This is a genomic window from Bacillus sp. EKM420B, from assembly GCF_011065565.1.
Classification (GTDB): domain Bacteria; phylum Bacillota; class Bacilli; order Bacillales; family Bacillaceae; genus Bacillus; species Bacillus velezensis.
The window spans coordinates 895,759-912,264 of record NZ_JAAMNX010000002.1 but is presented as its reverse complement, the minus strand read 5'-3'; the positions used below and the strand labels follow the sequence as shown (position 1 = coordinate 912,264).

Below are 16,506 nucleotides of genomic sequence, written 5' to 3'. Positions count from 1 at the left end.
CCCTTCCTTACTCTGCCACTTGCGCTCCGATGCTGTTCTTAAAATGGGACAGGGCCCATTCATGCCCTTCCGGATTAAAGCTGGCCACAGCGTTTTGATGAATGACGATCTGAAAGCCCTTGTTGTAGGCGTCAACCGCCGTGTGAAGAACGCAGATGTCGGTGCACAGGCCCGCAAGATGCAGCTCAGTGATCTGCCGTTCCCGCAGTTTCAGCTCTAAATCCGTTCCCGCAAAAGCAGAATATCTCGTTTTTTCCATATAATTTACGTTTTTTGCGTGTTTATGTTTCTCATAAAGAGGCGATAGCCTTCCGTACAGCTCTTTGCCCTCCGTGCCGTTGATATTATGCGGAGGAAACAGGCGTGTCTCGGGATGAAAGTCATCGTCTGCATCATGCGAATCTACCGCAAAGACAACGTAATCACCGTTTTCTATAAATACTTGCGTCAAACTGACAATCGTATCTTCAATCTGTCTCGCGGGTTCTCCGCAAGTTAATGCCCCGTTCTCAGCTGCAAAATCATTCGTATAATCAATGCATATAAATGCTTTTTTCATAGCCGGCCTCCCCGCCATTCATATGAAAACCATTATATCCTATCTCCACTTGTAAGTGAATTGGCATTGTAAATTGACAAACGGTGTTTTGCCCTTTTAAGATTTCAGGAGTGAGCGCTGAAAAATGTCATCCTGCACGTAAATGCCGTCAAGGTTCACGGCATAATCGGCGGCAAAAACCAGGCCGAGCGGCGTTTCGAATTGAAGGTCCGAGATGACGGAGCTTCGGACACCGGCAAGTGCGGCAAGCTTCATATATGGTGAATAAGCATGATACGGGAGCCTTCCGTTTATATAGAGCACCGCGTCTTTTCGGCTTTTCAGCGCCTGTTTCACTTCTTCATACGGCTGCTTTTGCAGCACCTGTCCCTTCGTCAGGGCAATGATGACTCTTTCACGCAGCGAGCCTAAAAATAAATGGCGTTCATCCGGTTTCGTCTGCAAAGGACCGTACATCCCCTGCTGTAAATAAAGGTCAACCGTTTTGTCGCTCATCGGCCTGTCCCTCCCAGCTTGTTTTACAATTATCGCCCCGGACGGGATGCGGTAAACCGTTTTCGTTACATTTCAGCCACCCAATGGGAGATCTTGCCGGCGAGCTCTCCGGCGGGTTCTTCTTCAATCAGCTTGCTGAATGATTGTAAAAGCCGCTGCGCCAGCGCCTTTTTCTCTTCCTCATAGGAAATGATCGTGCTCCACTCAAGTTCCGGAACGGCTACAAGGGTATGCTGTTCTTTTTTATTTTCATGCAGATATACATCACCGATCATTCCGGACTGCACGGTAATATTCGCTTTTCTGATTTTCATAAAACATTCCCCTTTTATAAAGACTGATTCTATTATACTACATAAAAGCGACAGCCTCCTAAAAGGAGGCTGTCACGCGTTAAACCAATCAGGTTCGTCAAACACATCGATGTCTTCAAAGCGCGTTTTGCTGAATTTATTAGTAATTTTGACAAAATCTCCGGAATGAAACGCCCCTGCCCCCGCGCCTGAGTGGTCAACGGCTTTGGGAGAAATGGCAAACACGTCACCGAAGCTCGCCGCAGCGTCTCCGGCTAAACTCATAATATAAATCGGTCCCACAATTGCAGGCATACCCACACCTCCGCTTTTCTTTACAGCATTTTATGCGCTGCACCGGGAGTTGTGCCCGTTTTTATTTCGGCTTGCGGCTGTCTTCGAGCTTTGACCGCTGACGAAGTTTGATAAGCCGGACGATATTTAAGACGAAAGCTTTTAAAACCGCGTAAACCGGCACGGCCAGAATCATTGCGAGAATGCCGCCGAAACTGCCCGCTCCGATAAGCAGAAGAATAATGGTGAGCGGGTGGGTATTCAGCCGTTTCCCAATCACAAGCGGAGAAAGCAGGTTCCCGTCAAGCTGCTGGACGACAACGACAACAATAACGGCAAAGAGCGCCTTAGCCGGCGAATCCATAAACGCGATAATCACCGCGGGCGCCGCCCCGAGAAACGGCCCCAGGTACGGAATGATATTGGTGACGGCGATCACCATCCCGAGAATTAACGCATACGGCAGGCCGATGATCCAATATCCGATAAAACATGCCGTTCCGACAAAGAGACAAATCAGCAGCTGGCCTTGGAAATAGGCGGCCAATGTGACATATAAGTCGTTAAATATTTTCCGACCTTCCGCCCGGTAGGAAGAAGGCAGGATTTTGACCGCCAAGAGCGGAAACCGCCGGCCGTCCTTCAGCATATAAAACAAAATGAACGGAACAGTGATCACGACAAGCGTGATATTCGTAACGACGCCGAACACGGCCGACAGGCTTGCCGTAATATTTTGCGGAAGGCTTTGTAAAAATCCCGTCAGAGACTGCTGGATTTTTTCTATCGACACATAATCCTGCGTCATCATCCACGTAAACCATTTGGAATGGGATAATTGCGCCGTCAAGACTTGAATCTGATGAATGTAATCAGGGAAATTGTTAATCAGCCCCGTGACCTGGGAAGCCACAATCGGCCCGATGGCGGTGAACATAAAGGCAATCAGGCCGATGAAAACGAGATAAATGAGCAGGATCGCCAATGTCCGGGGGATTTTTTTCTCAAGCAGGCGCACGATCGGATTAAAAATGAAAAACAAAATGCCCGAGATCAAAATCGGAAAAAACAGAGTGGTGATAAAACCGAAAAACGGATGAAATATAAACGAGACTTTCGTTGATACGTAAATAATGAGCAAAACGAGCAAAATTTGCAGCGTCCAAAAATGGACCTTTGATTTCAACAAGCGGTTTCCTCCTATTGTCGTGTGAACTTGTACTGTGATTGTACCAAAAAAAGCCGCCGTGCATCTATGTATCTCAAAAAAGAAGACGCACCGGGGTTCTATAGTGCCGCCTCCGGTTTGCGCCTTTTCGGGCTGTTACACGCGTTCGGTATAATCAGGCATGACGGAAACCACATGGCGGTTTCTGATATAAAATACACGGTCATGCGTCTCTTCAATGGCGATGTGATCCGGAGTGGCATCAATCAGCCGTCCTCTGACAATGCGTCTGACGGTTTGAATGATAAACCTTGAGCCGATAAGCTTATGGATGGTCTGATAAACGTAAGGATCCACTAACGAGACGATTTGCGGGCTTCCTTGATGGGCCATTTTCGCTGATCCCCTTTACTATGTTTTCCTTCAGCATATGCAGCGGACAAAGGCTTTGACACAGTACGTCTATCGGAGCGGAAAAGGTGTTAGTGAGCATGCGGAGTTATGTAAGCGGAAAAGGCCGCATGAGTGGCCTAGACTGAGCTTCTTATGGGATATTGGGCTCGGTCAATTAACTGATCAAGCTTTTGGATTTGTTTGAGCGCGGCCGTGTGATCCATTTGGCGGTAATGGTGATGTCCGCCGGGTTCTTCATCGAGTTCATCCGCTTGTTTCACGATTTGCTGGAGCGTATTCTTGTCCAGTTCGCCTTCAGGCAGATAGGAATCGGTGTGAAGCAGAATCGCCAGCGCAATGTCCTTCGCCGCTTTCGGTTCTTCACCGAGCCGGATGAGCAGCTTATGCGCCCGTTCCGCGCCTTTAATGGCATGGATATCGTTTCTTCTGTACTTTTCATAATCCCATTTGCCGTCTGTGTACCATTCATAATGGCCGACATCATGCAGTAACGCCGCTTTCGCCGCCAGATCCGGGCTGACACCTGCTTTTACGGCAAGACGGTATGCATGAAACGCGCAGGCGATCGCATGGGCGACACCGGAACGCTGTAAATACTTTTGTGCGATTGGATGGGTGAAGACATCCATTAACGTTACATTTCTCATGGAAACCCCTCCTTCATATATTTTTAGAATCCTAACATAAATCGAGGAGAAACTCAATTCATCTGATACATTTCTTATACCCCTTATATGTTGTTTCATTCATCATATGCCGCCGGACCCCTAAGTGATTGTACAAACAAAAAAAGAGCAGCGTGAAAGCTGCTCTACAAAAATTCTTTGATATCGTATATCCGTCCGTTTTCCGGCTCGCCCGCGATCAGTGAGTGAATGACGCCGGCGATGTATTCAGGACTTCTGAGGTTTTTCGTTTCTTTCAGATTGCGGAACCGTTCGATGTCATGGAAATCTTCTTTTGACGAAGAACGGATGACCGACTGCATGTCTGTATCCATCACTCCCGGCGAGAATGAGATCATGCGGACCGGCAGCTCTTCATCTTCCTGTTCAAACCCGAATGTTCTCGTAAACATATCAAGCCCCGCTTTTGAGCTGCAATACGCGCTCCAGCCTTTATAAGGATTTTTCGCCGCGCCCGATGTGATGTTGACAATTGTTTTGGTGCCGCTGAACGCTTCGAAACGCTTTGTGAACATTTGGCTGAGCAAAACGGGCGCCGTCAGGTTAAGGGTGTAATGGCGGTTCAATTCTTCGGCGGAAGCCTCTTTCGCCCGCTTGATCGGTTCCACCATTCCGGCATTGTTGATCAGTGTGACGGAGGAGTACCCCTTCTCCTCTGCTTGATCAAGAATCGCCTTCATCTGCCGCCCGGTATCTGCGAGATCGGTTAAATCAACACTGTATTCTGTCAGCCCCTCGCGCTTTTCCCCGCTTATCGTTCTTGAAAGCGCGGCGACTTCGGCTCCTTCTTGAAGCGCCTGTTCCGTAAGCGCCCGGCCCAAGCCTTTTGACGCGCCTGTTATAAGAAAAAACTGCATGAAACTCCTCCTTTTTTTCTTATTTTACGGGCTGTCTTCCCGCAAACACAAGCGATCCGTTTACCGCCTTGCCTTTTCCTGCGCCGTGACTTTCGGGATCAGATAGATCATTGCCGCAATCCCGAGGAGGATCAAGACGGCATAAATAACAGGAAGCAGATAAGAAGTCTTTTTCTCTTCCGTTTCCATATCTGCCGAGGTATGCCGCACCGCAGGCTCGGCAAATGTGATACCGAGTTGTTTCGATTGCGCTTTGATCGTATTCGGCTCCGTGTCTGACGATGTAAACAGATTTGATATCAGTTTGTCATCCGGGTTTTCGGACGGCTGATCAAATGTGATATCCTTCTGTTCTTTCGGAAGCGCCGTTTTTTCCTCGGAGTAGGCATCGTCGTGCAGGTAGTCCGTACGAATTTCAATGTCTTTCTTTTCATATTCATTCGGCTTGACATCAGTATTTTCCTCATTCGCGGCTGCGGCTTGGGGAAGGAAAAGGAAAAAGGAGAGAGCAAACAGCAGCAATCCTTTTTCCATGAACATGTTACGCCTCATAAGACTGATCACTTTCCTCCGTTTTTTCCGCAAACAGCCGAATGACGAGCGGAAGCGCCGCCGCAATCAGCGTAATGATCGCAAGAACCGTTACCCCCATCGCAAACAGATGGCCCGTTCCGTATTGAATATCGATATAGACTTTCGAAACCGGACTGTCAAAGGTGAAGTTCGGCATAATCAGGTCGATCAAAGGCGCCACATAAAAGAGAATGAGCGCTGATGATGCGATCCATCCGGTAATTGAGCTGAAGACAAAGGCTGCCCGGATAAAAGCTGAACTCGCCGCAAGCAAGAGAATCGTAAAGACTGACCATTTAATCGTCTGATCGTCCGGAAGCGAGTAGATATTCAGACCGAACAGACTGATCATCAATCCGACCATAATGTTTAAAATCCCAAAGAGCGCGCCTTTGACAAGAAGCGGCGCCTGCTGATAATACGAGCTGAAATAGCCGATCAGAAGACTGCTGATCAGGACGATCACCAAAATGACGACCGGCGGAACATTCTGAATCCGGTCTTCCGGCACCTCTCCGCTGATTTTAAGCGGGTTGGCGAGATAATCGTAAACGTAGCCGTTTTCCTGTCCGTCAACGAGCGCGTTCCCTAAAATGCCGTACACGTCATTTCTGATCAATTTCGTGGAATCGACGTTTTTGCCCCAGTTGCTGTTTAAGGTGTCAGCTTTTTGCTGGACGTCATTTACGCTTTGCTGCATATTGTCGGTATAGCTGATGATGCCGGACTGGCGTTCTGACAGATGGCCCATCGTGTCAGACATTTGCAGGACTTCGCGGCCGACGGTATCCTGAGCGCCGAGCGCCATCGTTCCGGTTAATCCGTCTCCGCTGAACGCGGCCGCTTCCTGCACAGCGCCTTCAGCCAGCTGATCGGATGCTTTCGCCGCGCTGTCTGAAATGCTGGCGAGCTCATTGAGCACCCCGGCTTGCTCATCTCTGATATACGAGCTGTAGTTATCCGAGAATTCGGTCATGCCTTTAATGAAATTGCTGATGTCTTCGTCTGTCTGCATTTTGTTGTTTTTCAGATTTTCCCAGCTTGCCGTTTCTTCCGGTTTGATGGCGAGAACGGTTTGGACTTCACCTTGCTGGGCTTTCAGCACCCGGTTTTTCACATCAGGCAGCGAGCCCGCGTCAAGAGAGTGATAGAGTGTCGCCTCATACAGGGATAAATCATTATAGTAACTCATTAAATCGGATATCTTTTTTGTATTGATGTCAGCGGCAAACATCTGTTCAAGAGAAGATTTGCGGCCGCTATCCAATGACGGGTAGTTCAGAATGTTCTGTTCTGTTCTTACAATCATTCTGTAAACGGTATTGAAGTCTTGTTTTCTCGTTTCTTTCAATTCTTCCAGATTTTCCTTTAATTTATCTGCCCGTTTTTCAACTTTGGCAATCTGATCTTTAAGGCCTTGGATTTCTTCATCAAGAGCATCGAGACGTTTTTTCAGTTCTTCATTATGAGTCTGCTGTTTCTCTTCCAGCTCTTTTTCAATTTGCTGAATGCGCTCTGCGGCTTGATTCAGCCTTTCTTTCGCCTCAGATATATCCGTGCCGCCGTCCCCTTCAGAATCGTTCGGATCGTCCGCCGGCTCATCAGCAGGCGGAGTGACGTTTTCAGCGGCTGTCGCGGTCTGGACGGTTTTTGGCTCCTGATCGCCTGTGTTATCGGAAGCAGGCTGCTCTTCTTTTGTGCCGTCTTCCGTTTTTCCGTCTTCTCCGGGATTCGTTCCGTTATTCGGATCGGTATCGCCGGAGTTTTCACCGTCATCGCCTTGGCCCGGTTTTTCAGGGTCCGGATTTTCTTTTTCCGGTTCTTTTAATCCGTCAGAAATGTGATTGATTTCAGCAGAGATGCGTTTTAATTCTTCACGCTGATCGTCAAGGTCAATTTTCAGATCGCCGGGTTTTTCTTCTTCCGGTTTTTCTTCTTCATTCGGGTCATCCGAGCCGTCATCCCCCGGGTCCTTTTCCGGAACGGTTAATGCCGGCCGATCCCTTTTCATAAGGGTTTGGATGCTGTTCAGTGTTTCAAATCTTGCTTGCGCTTTATATTGAGTCAAATAATTGTCCAGTAAATTGGATTGAATATTCGCCATCCCGCGTTCCTGCTCAGGAATCTGCGCTTCTCTCACCTGTTGGGCGGCCAAAAGAGCCGATCCCGTCTGGTCAAGCTGTGTCTGCGCCCGATTTATGCCTGAAGAGAGCCCGCTCATCATCGTGCTGAACTGGTTGGCGGCCTGCTGTGCTTTAATGGCGTTCAATCCGGTTGTGATTTGCTTTTGATTTTGTTCCTGCGCGGCCATCAGCAGTTTTTTCTGATTTTCTTGATATTGTTTGTAGCGCTCGACCGTGTCGGCAAAGTCTTTGAGCGTGGTTTTGGCTTCATCTGCCGAGGTCAATTTTTCTTTTGCCGCGCCCTGCGCTTCATTCATTGATTTTTTCAGTTCGTCAATTAGGTCTTTTTGCCGTTTGATTTCACCTGCCAAGTCATTGGAGCTCGGCTTGTAAAAGTTGTACATGACGTTTTGAAACTCTGATTCTTTATTGACGATCTTGTCAAAATCGCCTCGGACATTGTTCACTTTTTGTGAGACGAAATTCCAATATAATGCCGACATTTTTTTATTCATTGATTTTTGGGCGTCTTCAAGCTCACGCTGCACCTTTTCTTTGTTGACGGCGTTCAGGTTGCTTTGGATATTGAATGTCAGCGTGGCTTTTTGCGGACGCTCCTTGTCATAGCTTAAGATGTCTTTTGAAAAATCGGATGGAATGTAAACGACGGCGTCATACTTCTTAGCCGCCAGACCGTTTTCAGCCGCGCTCCTGTTGACAACCGTCCATGAATAATCCGGACGGCCGCCGAGAGCGGCCGCTACTTCTTTGCCGAAATGGACGGATTCCTCTTCCTCATTTTCATCTGTTTGTAAGCCCATATCTTCATTCACGACTGCGATTTGGCGGGTGGCGTTGATTTTTTGTTTTCCCGGGTCATCGCCGATAAACCGGAAAAACAGCACCGGCAGCAGCAGAATGATGACGACCGCGGCTATTAATTTGATCAGGCTTTTTCGTTGTTCGGTCATCTGACGGCCTCCCTTTCCGCTGAACATAAAGGTATTTGGATTTTTTGCTCCTTCCCGTTTTCAACCAAATAGCCGAAGCCCGGCTGAATGTCCGGTTCCTGCCTTTGGTAAGGCAGCGGAATGACATTTTGTTCGGATTTTTTCACAAGCAGCATCGCGTGGCGGATCTGTTTCATTTCCGTCGTTAAGGAATCATAGCCTTTTGAGAATTCGCTGTGATTGCCCGCCGGGATAAAACTGAAGCCCACATGCGCGTAAGATTTCATAAACATCGCCAGCTTGTCCTGTATGGCGGTGTCGATCGTCTGCTGGAATCTTGTAATGCCGTCGGCCATTAACACGACCGGAGAGAAACTGAGTTTGTGCACATCGCCATTTTTGACGGCCTGCGTATACTGAGCTTCGCGCTCCGTGAAAATGGCTTCTGCCGTTTCGATCCACTGCCGGACGTCTTCTTTTGTGTCCAGATAGCTGACCTTTGTTTCCTGCGCATACTGCGACAGTCCGCGGTCAATCGAGTCAAACAGCCCGACCCGTTCCGCACCTTCACGCAGCAGGTGATTCAGCATCACTTTCAGGATATTTGTTTTTCCACGCTGTGTCTGGCCCAAAATGAGACAATGTTTATTTTTACCCAGATCAAAGTACACAGGGCTGACCTTTTCCTCATGAAGCCCGACAGGAATGCGGAACGGTTCTTGTTTCGGGCCGAGACGGAGTGAAAATTCGCCGGCCGTCAGCATATCCGGAAGCATCGGAATCGGGTCTGGACCGGCTGTTCCGGCGTGGCGCTCAGCTAAAGCTTTGACATCGGCTTTCAGCGCCTGGAACATCTCGAGGTCATTTTCCGCTTCAGCCGGAAGAAACATTTGCGCGAAATACAGTTCTTCTTTTTGGATCATGACGCGGCCCGGGATCGGTTCGAGACTGAACGGCGGACGCCCGTAAATGGAGTATCCTTCTGACTGATCCATTAAATAATGGACGACTTTCGTTTTTATGTTGTTTAACAGCGACTGGCGGACGGCGTTTACCCTCGTTGCGGTCAGCAGGAAGTAAATGCCTAAGCTTTGCCCGTCGCGTGAAATCTGGATAAATTCCGTTTCTAATTCATGCATTTCATCTTTGACGATGTCGAAATTGTCAATTGTGATAAATATAAACGGCAGCTCTTCTTCACTGAGCGAATTGTACATTTTGATATGGCTGACTTCTTTTTCTCTGAACAGCCGTTTCCGCCGCTCGATTTCTTCCTTGATGCGGATCATGAATTTTTCGATCTTTCTCATTTGATCCATTAAGAAATAGTCTGCGGTGTGCGGAAGCTTTGCCAATGGCAGAAGCGTGCCGTTTCCGAAGTCAAAGATGTACATATGAAGCTCTTCCGGCGTGTATCCTTCCGCGAAGTTCATCAGGAAGGTGATGGCAGCCACTGACTTGCCGTAGCCGGATGAGCCGAAAATGCCGATGTTGCCGTCATCCATCATCGTGTAAGCGAGAGGCGCCTGTCTTTGCTGATCAGGCTCATCAACGCAGGCGATGAAGAAGCGGTCTTTTTCCTGCGCGGGGTAAAGCGTGCGCGGGATACGTTCGGCAAGCGGCGGAAGCCACGGGCTCGGCAGCTTTTCAATGCCCATTTCATTTTGAATCCGCTCGATTTCTTCGACTACGGCTTCTATTTCTGCCGGGGCGTCTTTTTTCGCCGCATCATCCGCATCCACCTCAGACAGCGGAATTAAGCCGGTATCGGTAACGATGGCAATGTCATCCTCGGTGCCGTATACATCTTCCATGTAAGGGGCGCCGCTCCAGGCAGACTGGAACTGCTCATACACTTCGTTATTTCCGACTTGCAAGTAGCCGCGTCCGGTGACCGTAATATTCGCCGCATCACTGTTTTTCAGGATTTCTTTACTGTCACTTGCATCCTGCACTTTCAGCGCGACCTTAAAGCGTGAGTTGCTCCATATTTGGTCGTCAATGATGCCGCCCGGCTTTTGCGTGGCGAGAATTAAATGCACACCAAGGCTCCGTCCGATGCGGGCCGCGCTGACAAGCTCCCTGATAAAGTCAGGCTCTTCGCTTTTCAGCTCGGCAAATTCATCTGAAATCAAAAACAGGTGCGGCATCGGAATATCCGTTTCTCCCTGTTTATACAGCTTTGTATAATCATTGATGTGATTGACGCGATATTGATCAAACAGCCGCTGCCGTTTTTTCAGCTCGCTCTTAATGGATGCAAGCGCCCTGATACTGAAGTTTCTGCTTCCTTCAATATTCGTGATGGTCCCGAGAAGGTGCGGCATCTTGCGGAACGGCTGCGCCATTCCTCCGCCCTTATAGTCAATCAGCAAAAACGCCGCTTCATGCGGGTGAAAGTGAACGGCCAATGACAGGATATACGTTTGCAGAAATTCACTTTTCCCGGAGCCGGTCGTTCCCGCCAGCAATCCGTGCGGCCCGTGCGCTTTTTCATGCAGGTTTAAATAGACGATGTCGTCTTTTCCTTTATAGCCGATCGGAACAGCCAGCGATTTTGCAGACTCACTTGTCTCCCACTTCTGCCTGATACCGATTTCTTTTACTTCCTTCGCATGAAACAGCTCGAGAAATGAGACCGTTTCAGGAATGGAATTCGTCATTCCGACCTGATGATGCAATGTCCGAAGCGTCCGGGAAAACCGCTCGTTGTTTGTCCGTTCATGCCTGTCCAGCTTAAACGGGATCTGCACCGCTTTTTTCTGCTGAATGAGAATGTCTCCCTCATCTTCATTAATGTAGCGGACGAGGGTGTGAATGTTTTCTGCCAGGCTTTCCTTCGTTTCCGCGGCGATGATTGCCGAGATGCCGAGATGCTCATGCCGGCCTTCGATGTATTCTAAAATGACGTGCTCTGCGATCAGCTGCTGATTTGTGATGACAAAGACAAAATGCGGCTGAAAGATCTTTTTTTCTTTATCCTCTTCCAAATCCCGCTCCCGCAGCAGCTCGTAAATGGACGATAACAGTTGATCGCGCGTCTGTTCATTGTAAATAAATCCTTTCGCATACATATGAGGCAGCTGAAATTGCGGCAGCCACTTCATCCATTCCCATTCCTTATATTCGTCCTCATGAAAGATAAAGACAAATCGCAGGTCATGGTAGCTGTTGAAGAACGCGAGCTGGCCGATCAGCTGATGAATTTCATTTTTGACGATCTGAGGTTTCCCGACAAGCCCCATCGGCCCTTCTTGTAAATCAACGGTCACGGGCGCATGGCGGATGTCTTTATACACACGCTGCATGTGCTGCGACTGCTCCATCAAGTCATCCACATCACGGTTCGCCAGGTCTCCGCCGCTCATTGAAATCTCGTAGCTTGACGGGACCGTGCCCGTTCCGAGCCGAAGCATCAGAAAATCCCTGCTTTCCAGCGATTTCTCCCAAATGCGGCCGCTGATTTCAGAAGTTAAATATTTCATTTTTTCAAACGGGGGAAAATGATGCGTCAGCACGTGCAGCTGTTTTTCCGACAGCGTCTGAAGCTCTTTCCGTTTGCTTTCTAAATACTGCTTGTACACACGCTCCCGTTTTTCCTCCCGTTTTTTCCGCTGGTTTTTTTCACGGAAATACTGCACGGTGGACGTAATGAGAGTCATTATAAACATCGCCAAAGAGACAAGGATGAATATGCCCCTCGGCTGTATAATGGCGACAACCCCCATTACAATCAGCATGACCACAGGAGGCAGAATGACGAGCCACAGCCCCCGGTTATTCTGTTCGCTTTCCTGCGAGGGAAAACTGAATGAAACGCGGTCTTCGGGAAGATCGTAGACCATGCGCGGCGTTCTTCGATATTGCGGGTATTTCTTTTTCATTTCGGTGCTTGGTTTTACCGTTTTGGTTAAATCGGCTTGAAGCTTTTCGTGATGAACGATTTCTAAAAGGTCGTCCTCCGTCAGCCTCACACGCAGAAAATTCCACAGCAGCTCATCTCCCGTCCGGAGCCTTTCGGGAGCTTCTGCAAGCTTTCCGTTCACATAAACTTCCTGGCCATCAGGAACGACAGACCAGCATCCTCCCGACTTTCGCAGATAAAAAGCCCCTGTTTGAGCGGAGGACGGCTCTTTGTATATATCCGCTTCCTCTGTTTCTGATGAGAAAACGATCTCATCCTTCCCGCCGATAAAATACACGGAGGATTCTTCCTGGTCAGGGGTGAGCAGAAGCCGCATCGTCTCTTCTTCAATCCGGCAGGGCATTTCATTTCCTATTGTCAATTCGCCGGCACAGTTATTTCCCAGGAAAACATCATAACGATCTGTTTCTTTCCGATAAAGGGTTGCGGCGTTTTGCCGTAACGGAAGTGTGCCGACCGTGATTGTATCTTTCATATCCGGACCGATCGTAATCGGCTGAGACGGCGGGAGTTCAGACAGCTGAATCTTTTGTACGTGCTCTCGGTAAAAGACCCATAACAGACTCATATGGCGAACCTCCTGACAGCCTGATCGTTACCTGCGGCCATTTGATGTGTGCTGTTATTTTTTTTCATCTTTTTTCTCATCTTTCTTGTCGTTCTCTTTGTTATCTTTCGCTTTGTCTTGTTTGCTTTCATCCTGTCCGGCGGAAGCTTCGGCGGTGTCACCGTTTTCCTCCGCTTCTTTATGCTGCTCCTCCGCCTCTTTTTTTGCCTTCGCAAGCTCGCTTTCCACGGCGTCCAGTTCTTTTTGCTTTTCGTCGTCTTTCATACTGTCATCCGCTAATAATTGCTGTTTATATTTTGTAAGTCCGAGCCAGATGTACGGGTTGTACTCAAGATTACGGCCGATTTTGATGGCTTCTTCATTTTCCCCTCTGCCGATATCAATCCAATAAAGGAAGTGCTTCGGGTCTGATTGCAGCGTGACCAGATTCCCGATGTTTTTCCGCTGTTCTTCCCTCAGATTTTCAACTGCCACATAAGAGGAAGCAAGCTCGTACTGCACAGATTCCGGGAGGCTTTCCGCATCGTATTTAGCGAGTGTGTCAATGACTTTGCTGTACTGCTGATTTAAAAAATAGCGGTTGCTTTCCGTAATTGCCTCTTGCTTCGGCTGGGCGAAAAACAGAACGTATAAGGAGTAAAGAAGTGCCGGCACAAGGAGGACTGCAAGCGCCAGACCGGCGTATCTTTGGATTTTCCATTTCTTTTTCGGCAGTTTTATGTATGTCTTGTCCCTTTCTTCGAGGGAATCAATTGCGGTTTGAATGGCTTCTTCCAGTTCTTCAATCGTCTCCGCCTCTAACACGCTTTTCACCTCAGGAGAGAAATGAAGCGTCTCCTTGTACTTCAAATATTCATCGAAGGTGTACGCCCCGTCAGCTGCAAGCGCCGCACAGGCTTTGAGCTCTTTTAACACCCTTTCTCTATCTTCCTCATAAGGCGGAAGGCTCTCCTTTACGCCGTAATGAAGAAAGTAAGGCGTCAGCGCTTTATCAAACACGATATTTTCAGGGGCGGCAATCAGATTGAGACGTTTCAGCTTATGCTGTTTCACGGCTTGGACGAGACGGTAGGCAAATTGCCACCTGCTTTTTTTATCTTTTCCTTTTATATAGCGGAAAGCCTGATAAGAAGAAGGAGGTTTGATTGTGATGGTTACTTCGTCTTCTGAAACTGAGACCTCTTTTTGAAAAAAAGGATCGGCATCTTTAATCACATTCGCTTCCAGCCCGTCAAGAAGCTTGATTTTTTCCCGCTGGAAGGTGAACGCGAAGCCTGATTCGGTTTCTTCCCGGACGGCGTCTAATTCTGTTTCTAAATAAGATCTGTTATGACCTGTCATTCCACCATGTCCTTTCATAAAATTTCAAGGCGGTCTCCGTTCGTAATACCGCAGTCAGATAGCTTTTGTTCTCCGGAAAAAACCGTTTCTTTATTGACCACTCTGATCCAATAGCCTTCACGCGGCGGAACGGATACATGCTGAGCCTGCCGGGCAATATCAATGACTTTTTTCACAGAATGGTAATCTGACAATCTGAGATCGAAGACGCTGCCGTTATAATGTGTTAAATCTATTGTAATATCGATATACATATTCATATCACCCTTACATAGAAAGAGCGCCGTCTTCTTGATTGAATCAGGCGCTCCGTTTCTTCATTCATCTTATTATCCGCGAATTTGGTTAGCGATATCTTGGTCGGTAGACTCAAGCGTATTTGCCGTTTGATCGAGCTGATGATTCACATCTTGAAGCAATTCAGACATTTTAATAAATGAAGGTTTCAGCTGCTCATATTGATCCGCGAATGCTTCACTTGAAGCACCTTCCCACATGCCTTTCAAATCAGAAATCATGCGGTTCAGGCGGTCAACCTGATTCATGACTTCCTGACTTTCAACGCCATATTGCTTAGCCATCGCTCTTAGCTCTTCGGGTGTGACACGAATTAATCCAGACATATTCCTTATACCCTCCTGTGTCATCAGCCTAAATATGGGCTAATTCACTTATTTTTTGAACGTCATTATTATAAAAACAACCAATCGGCACAGTCAAACAAATCTGTTTTAATTTTACAAAATGAGTCTTATGATATATTGGATTTTTCGTCATATTTACACATTTTGTAAATAAAATAGTATGATTTTCTTATTATTTTCGTTTTCACTGAATGATCTTATTGTCCTAGTCTATTTCCCTGCAAAGATGCCTTTCAGTCTGAAAAGCAAGATGGTAAGATCAAGATATGAAGCTATGAAAAAGTAGGGATACAGATGACCAATCCAAAGGATCCATTTAAGTACAGTTTCGACAGACTTGAAGATGTTGCCGACCATATCAGTGAAGTTCTTCAATGCCCCATTACAATAGAAGACGTTAATCATAAACTGCTTGCATACAGCACGCACAGCGATTGTACAGATCCGGCCCGGACGTCGACGATTATCGGGCGGAGGGTGCCGGAAAAAGTCATAAACAAACTGTGGAAAGACGGAACCATTCCGGCCCTTTTAAAAACGGACCAGCCGATCAAAGTGAAAGAAATTGACGAGGTGGGCCTAAGCAACCGCGTGGCGATTTCCATCTGGAAAAACAGTCAGGTTCTCGGATTTATTTGGGCGCTTGAGATCAAAAAAAAGCTCAATGACGAAGATCTGAAGACACTTCAGCTGGCCGCCAAAGCGGTGCGGAACAAGCTTTTGCACCTGCAGATCCGCAAAACGAAAATCGAAGAGCGGGGCCAGGAGTTTTTTTGGAAAATGCTGACAGGCCATATTTATCAGGAAGCCGAGATGGCCGAAGGGTTTCATAAGCTCGGAATGGCGCTGCCGTCCGTGTTCAGTGTCATGATCATCCGTTTACATGATGAGCTGACTGAAAAGACGGAACAGCAGCTGCAATATTTGCAGGAAACGACACAGCAGATTCATGTCATGCTGGCGACTGTTGATTCAAATGAATTAATCTTATTAGCCGCGCCGAAAACCGATCAGCCTTTTAAAGATTTAAAGCACTTCGCTCTTCATATTCAAAAACAGCTGACGGAACGATATAAAATTGAGGATGCGTCGATTGCGATCGGCGGTATTTACGAATCGATTTCTTACGTTTACCGATCCTATCAGGAAGCGCTCTCCGTATTAAAAGCGAAAGAGCGGTTTGTGAGAGAAACCAAACACCTTTTCAGCTTTTCTGAACTCGGCATTTATCAGTACCTTGATGTGTTGGATGAAAAACGCAAGCACAGCGGCTATATGAACTATTCCCTGTCAAAGCTTGAGCAGTATGACAGGGAGCACCAAGCCGATATGGTAAAAACGCTCGAACATTTTATTGATGCCGACAGCAACGTCAACACCGCCGCTAAAGCGCTTAACATCCATGTCAATACATTGAATTACAGGCTGAAAAGAATCAGCCAGATCGCAGAAATCGACTTAAAAAATGTGAATGAGAAGTTTACGATTTACCTGGATATCAAACTTCGCAGCATGGGTTCGTGAAATTTCACAAATCCGTGTTTTTTTATTTTCTGTTTCAAACAAAGAATTTTCGCAAAAATCGCGCTACACTTGAAGCATCACACAAACATTGG

Annotated in this window: 15 protein-coding genes; 1 reads left to right on the top strand and 14 read right to left on the bottom strand. The window is 47.5% G+C overall.

Annotation, left to right across the window (positions count from 1 at the left end; genetic code table 11):
* Nucleotides 1-7: 7 nt before the first annotated feature.
* The 14 genes from G9F48_RS09600 to G9F48_RS09535 form a co-directional block, all read right to left on the bottom strand.
* Entirely contained in the window at nt 8-559 is a 552-nt protein-coding gene (locus tag G9F48_RS09600; RefSeq protein ID WP_080130030.1) for a cysteine hydrolase family protein, read from the bottom strand.
* A gap of 96 nt (nt 560-655) precedes the next feature.
* Nucleotides 656-1,054, bottom strand: a complete 399-nt coding sequence (locus tag G9F48_RS09595; RefSeq protein WP_003152031.1) for a YueI family protein — start codon at nt 1,052-1,054, stop codon at nt 656-658.
* Between the two features lie 65 nt (nt 1,055-1,119).
* Complete coding sequence (locus G9F48_RS09590) at nt 1,120-1,368, bottom strand: YueH family protein (RefSeq protein ID WP_003152028.1); 249 nt, start codon at nt 1,366-1,368, stop codon at nt 1,120-1,122.
* A 72-nt stretch (nt 1,369-1,440) separates the two neighbouring features.
* Nucleotides 1,441-1,662 carry a spore germination protein gene (locus G9F48_RS09585; protein ID WP_003152026.1) on the bottom strand — a complete coding sequence of 74 codons (222 nt, stop codon included), beginning with the start codon at nt 1,660-1,662 and terminating at the stop codon, nt 1,441-1,443.
* Between the two features lie 61 nt (nt 1,663-1,723).
* A complete protein-coding gene (locus G9F48_RS09580; RefSeq protein WP_165409404.1) occupies nt 1,724-2,830 on the bottom strand; it encodes an AI-2E family transporter in 1,107 nt (368 codons plus the stop codon).
* 135 nt (nt 2,831-2,965) lie between these two features.
* On the bottom strand, nt 2,966-3,202 hold the full coding sequence (locus G9F48_RS09575) for a DUF2642 domain-containing protein (protein WP_003152023.1): 237 nt from the start codon (nt 3,200-3,202) through the stop codon (nt 2,966-2,968).
* Nucleotides 3,203-3,339: 137 nt separating this feature from the next.
* A complete protein-coding gene (locus tag G9F48_RS09570) occupies nt 3,340-3,870 on the bottom strand; it encodes an HD domain-containing protein (RefSeq protein WP_003152022.1) in 531 nt (176 codons plus the stop codon).
* A gap of 164 nt (nt 3,871-4,034) precedes the next feature.
* Nucleotides 4,035-4,766: a (S)-benzoin forming benzil reductase gene (locus G9F48_RS09565; RefSeq protein WP_165409403.1), complete on the bottom strand. Its 732-nt coding sequence runs from the start codon at nt 4,764-4,766 to the stop codon at nt 4,035-4,037.
* Between the two features lie 60 nt (nt 4,767-4,826).
* Nucleotides 4,827-5,300 (bottom strand): type VII secretion protein EssA, encoded by a 474-nt coding sequence (essA, locus tag G9F48_RS09560; RefSeq protein WP_165409402.1) that lies wholly within the window; start codon nt 5,298-5,300, stop codon nt 4,827-4,829.
* Nucleotides 5,301-5,307: 7 nt separating this feature from the next.
* Nucleotides 5,308-8,433 (bottom strand): type VII secretion protein EsaA, encoded by a 3,126-nt coding sequence (esaA, locus tag G9F48_RS09555; RefSeq protein ID WP_165409401.1) that lies wholly within the window; start codon nt 8,431-8,433, stop codon nt 5,308-5,310.
* On the bottom strand, nt 8,430-12,905 hold the full coding sequence (gene essC / locus G9F48_RS09550) for a type VII secretion protein EssC (RefSeq protein WP_165409400.1): 4,476 nt from the start codon (nt 12,903-12,905) through the stop codon (nt 8,430-8,432). The genes esaA and essC overlap by 4 nt, the downstream gene beginning before the upstream one ends.
* Nucleotides 12,906-12,959: 54 nt before the next feature.
* Nucleotides 12,960-14,246, bottom strand: coding sequence for a type VII secretion protein EssB (gene essB / locus G9F48_RS09545; RefSeq protein WP_165409399.1), 1,287 nt, complete (start codon nt 14,244-14,246; stop codon nt 12,960-12,962).
* 14 nt (nt 14,247-14,260) lie between these two features.
* Nucleotides 14,261-14,500 carry an EsaB/YukD family protein gene (locus G9F48_RS09540; RefSeq protein ID WP_003152015.1) on the bottom strand — a complete coding sequence of 80 codons (240 nt, stop codon included), beginning with the start codon at nt 14,498-14,500 and terminating at the stop codon, nt 14,261-14,263.
* A 75-nt stretch (nt 14,501-14,575) separates the two neighbouring features.
* Nucleotides 14,576-14,869, bottom strand: coding sequence for a WXG100 family type VII secretion target (locus tag G9F48_RS09535; protein ID WP_003152013.1), 294 nt, complete (start codon nt 14,867-14,869; stop codon nt 14,576-14,578).
* Nucleotides 14,870-15,184: 315 nt separating this feature from the next.
* On the opposite strand from G9F48_RS09535, the gene G9F48_RS09530 reads away from it, so the two are divergent.
* A complete protein-coding gene (locus G9F48_RS09530) occupies nt 15,185-16,414 on the top strand; it encodes a PucR family transcriptional regulator (protein WP_156735725.1) in 1,230 nt (409 codons plus the stop codon).
* The last annotated feature ends 92 nt before the right edge of the window (nt 16,415-16,506 follow it).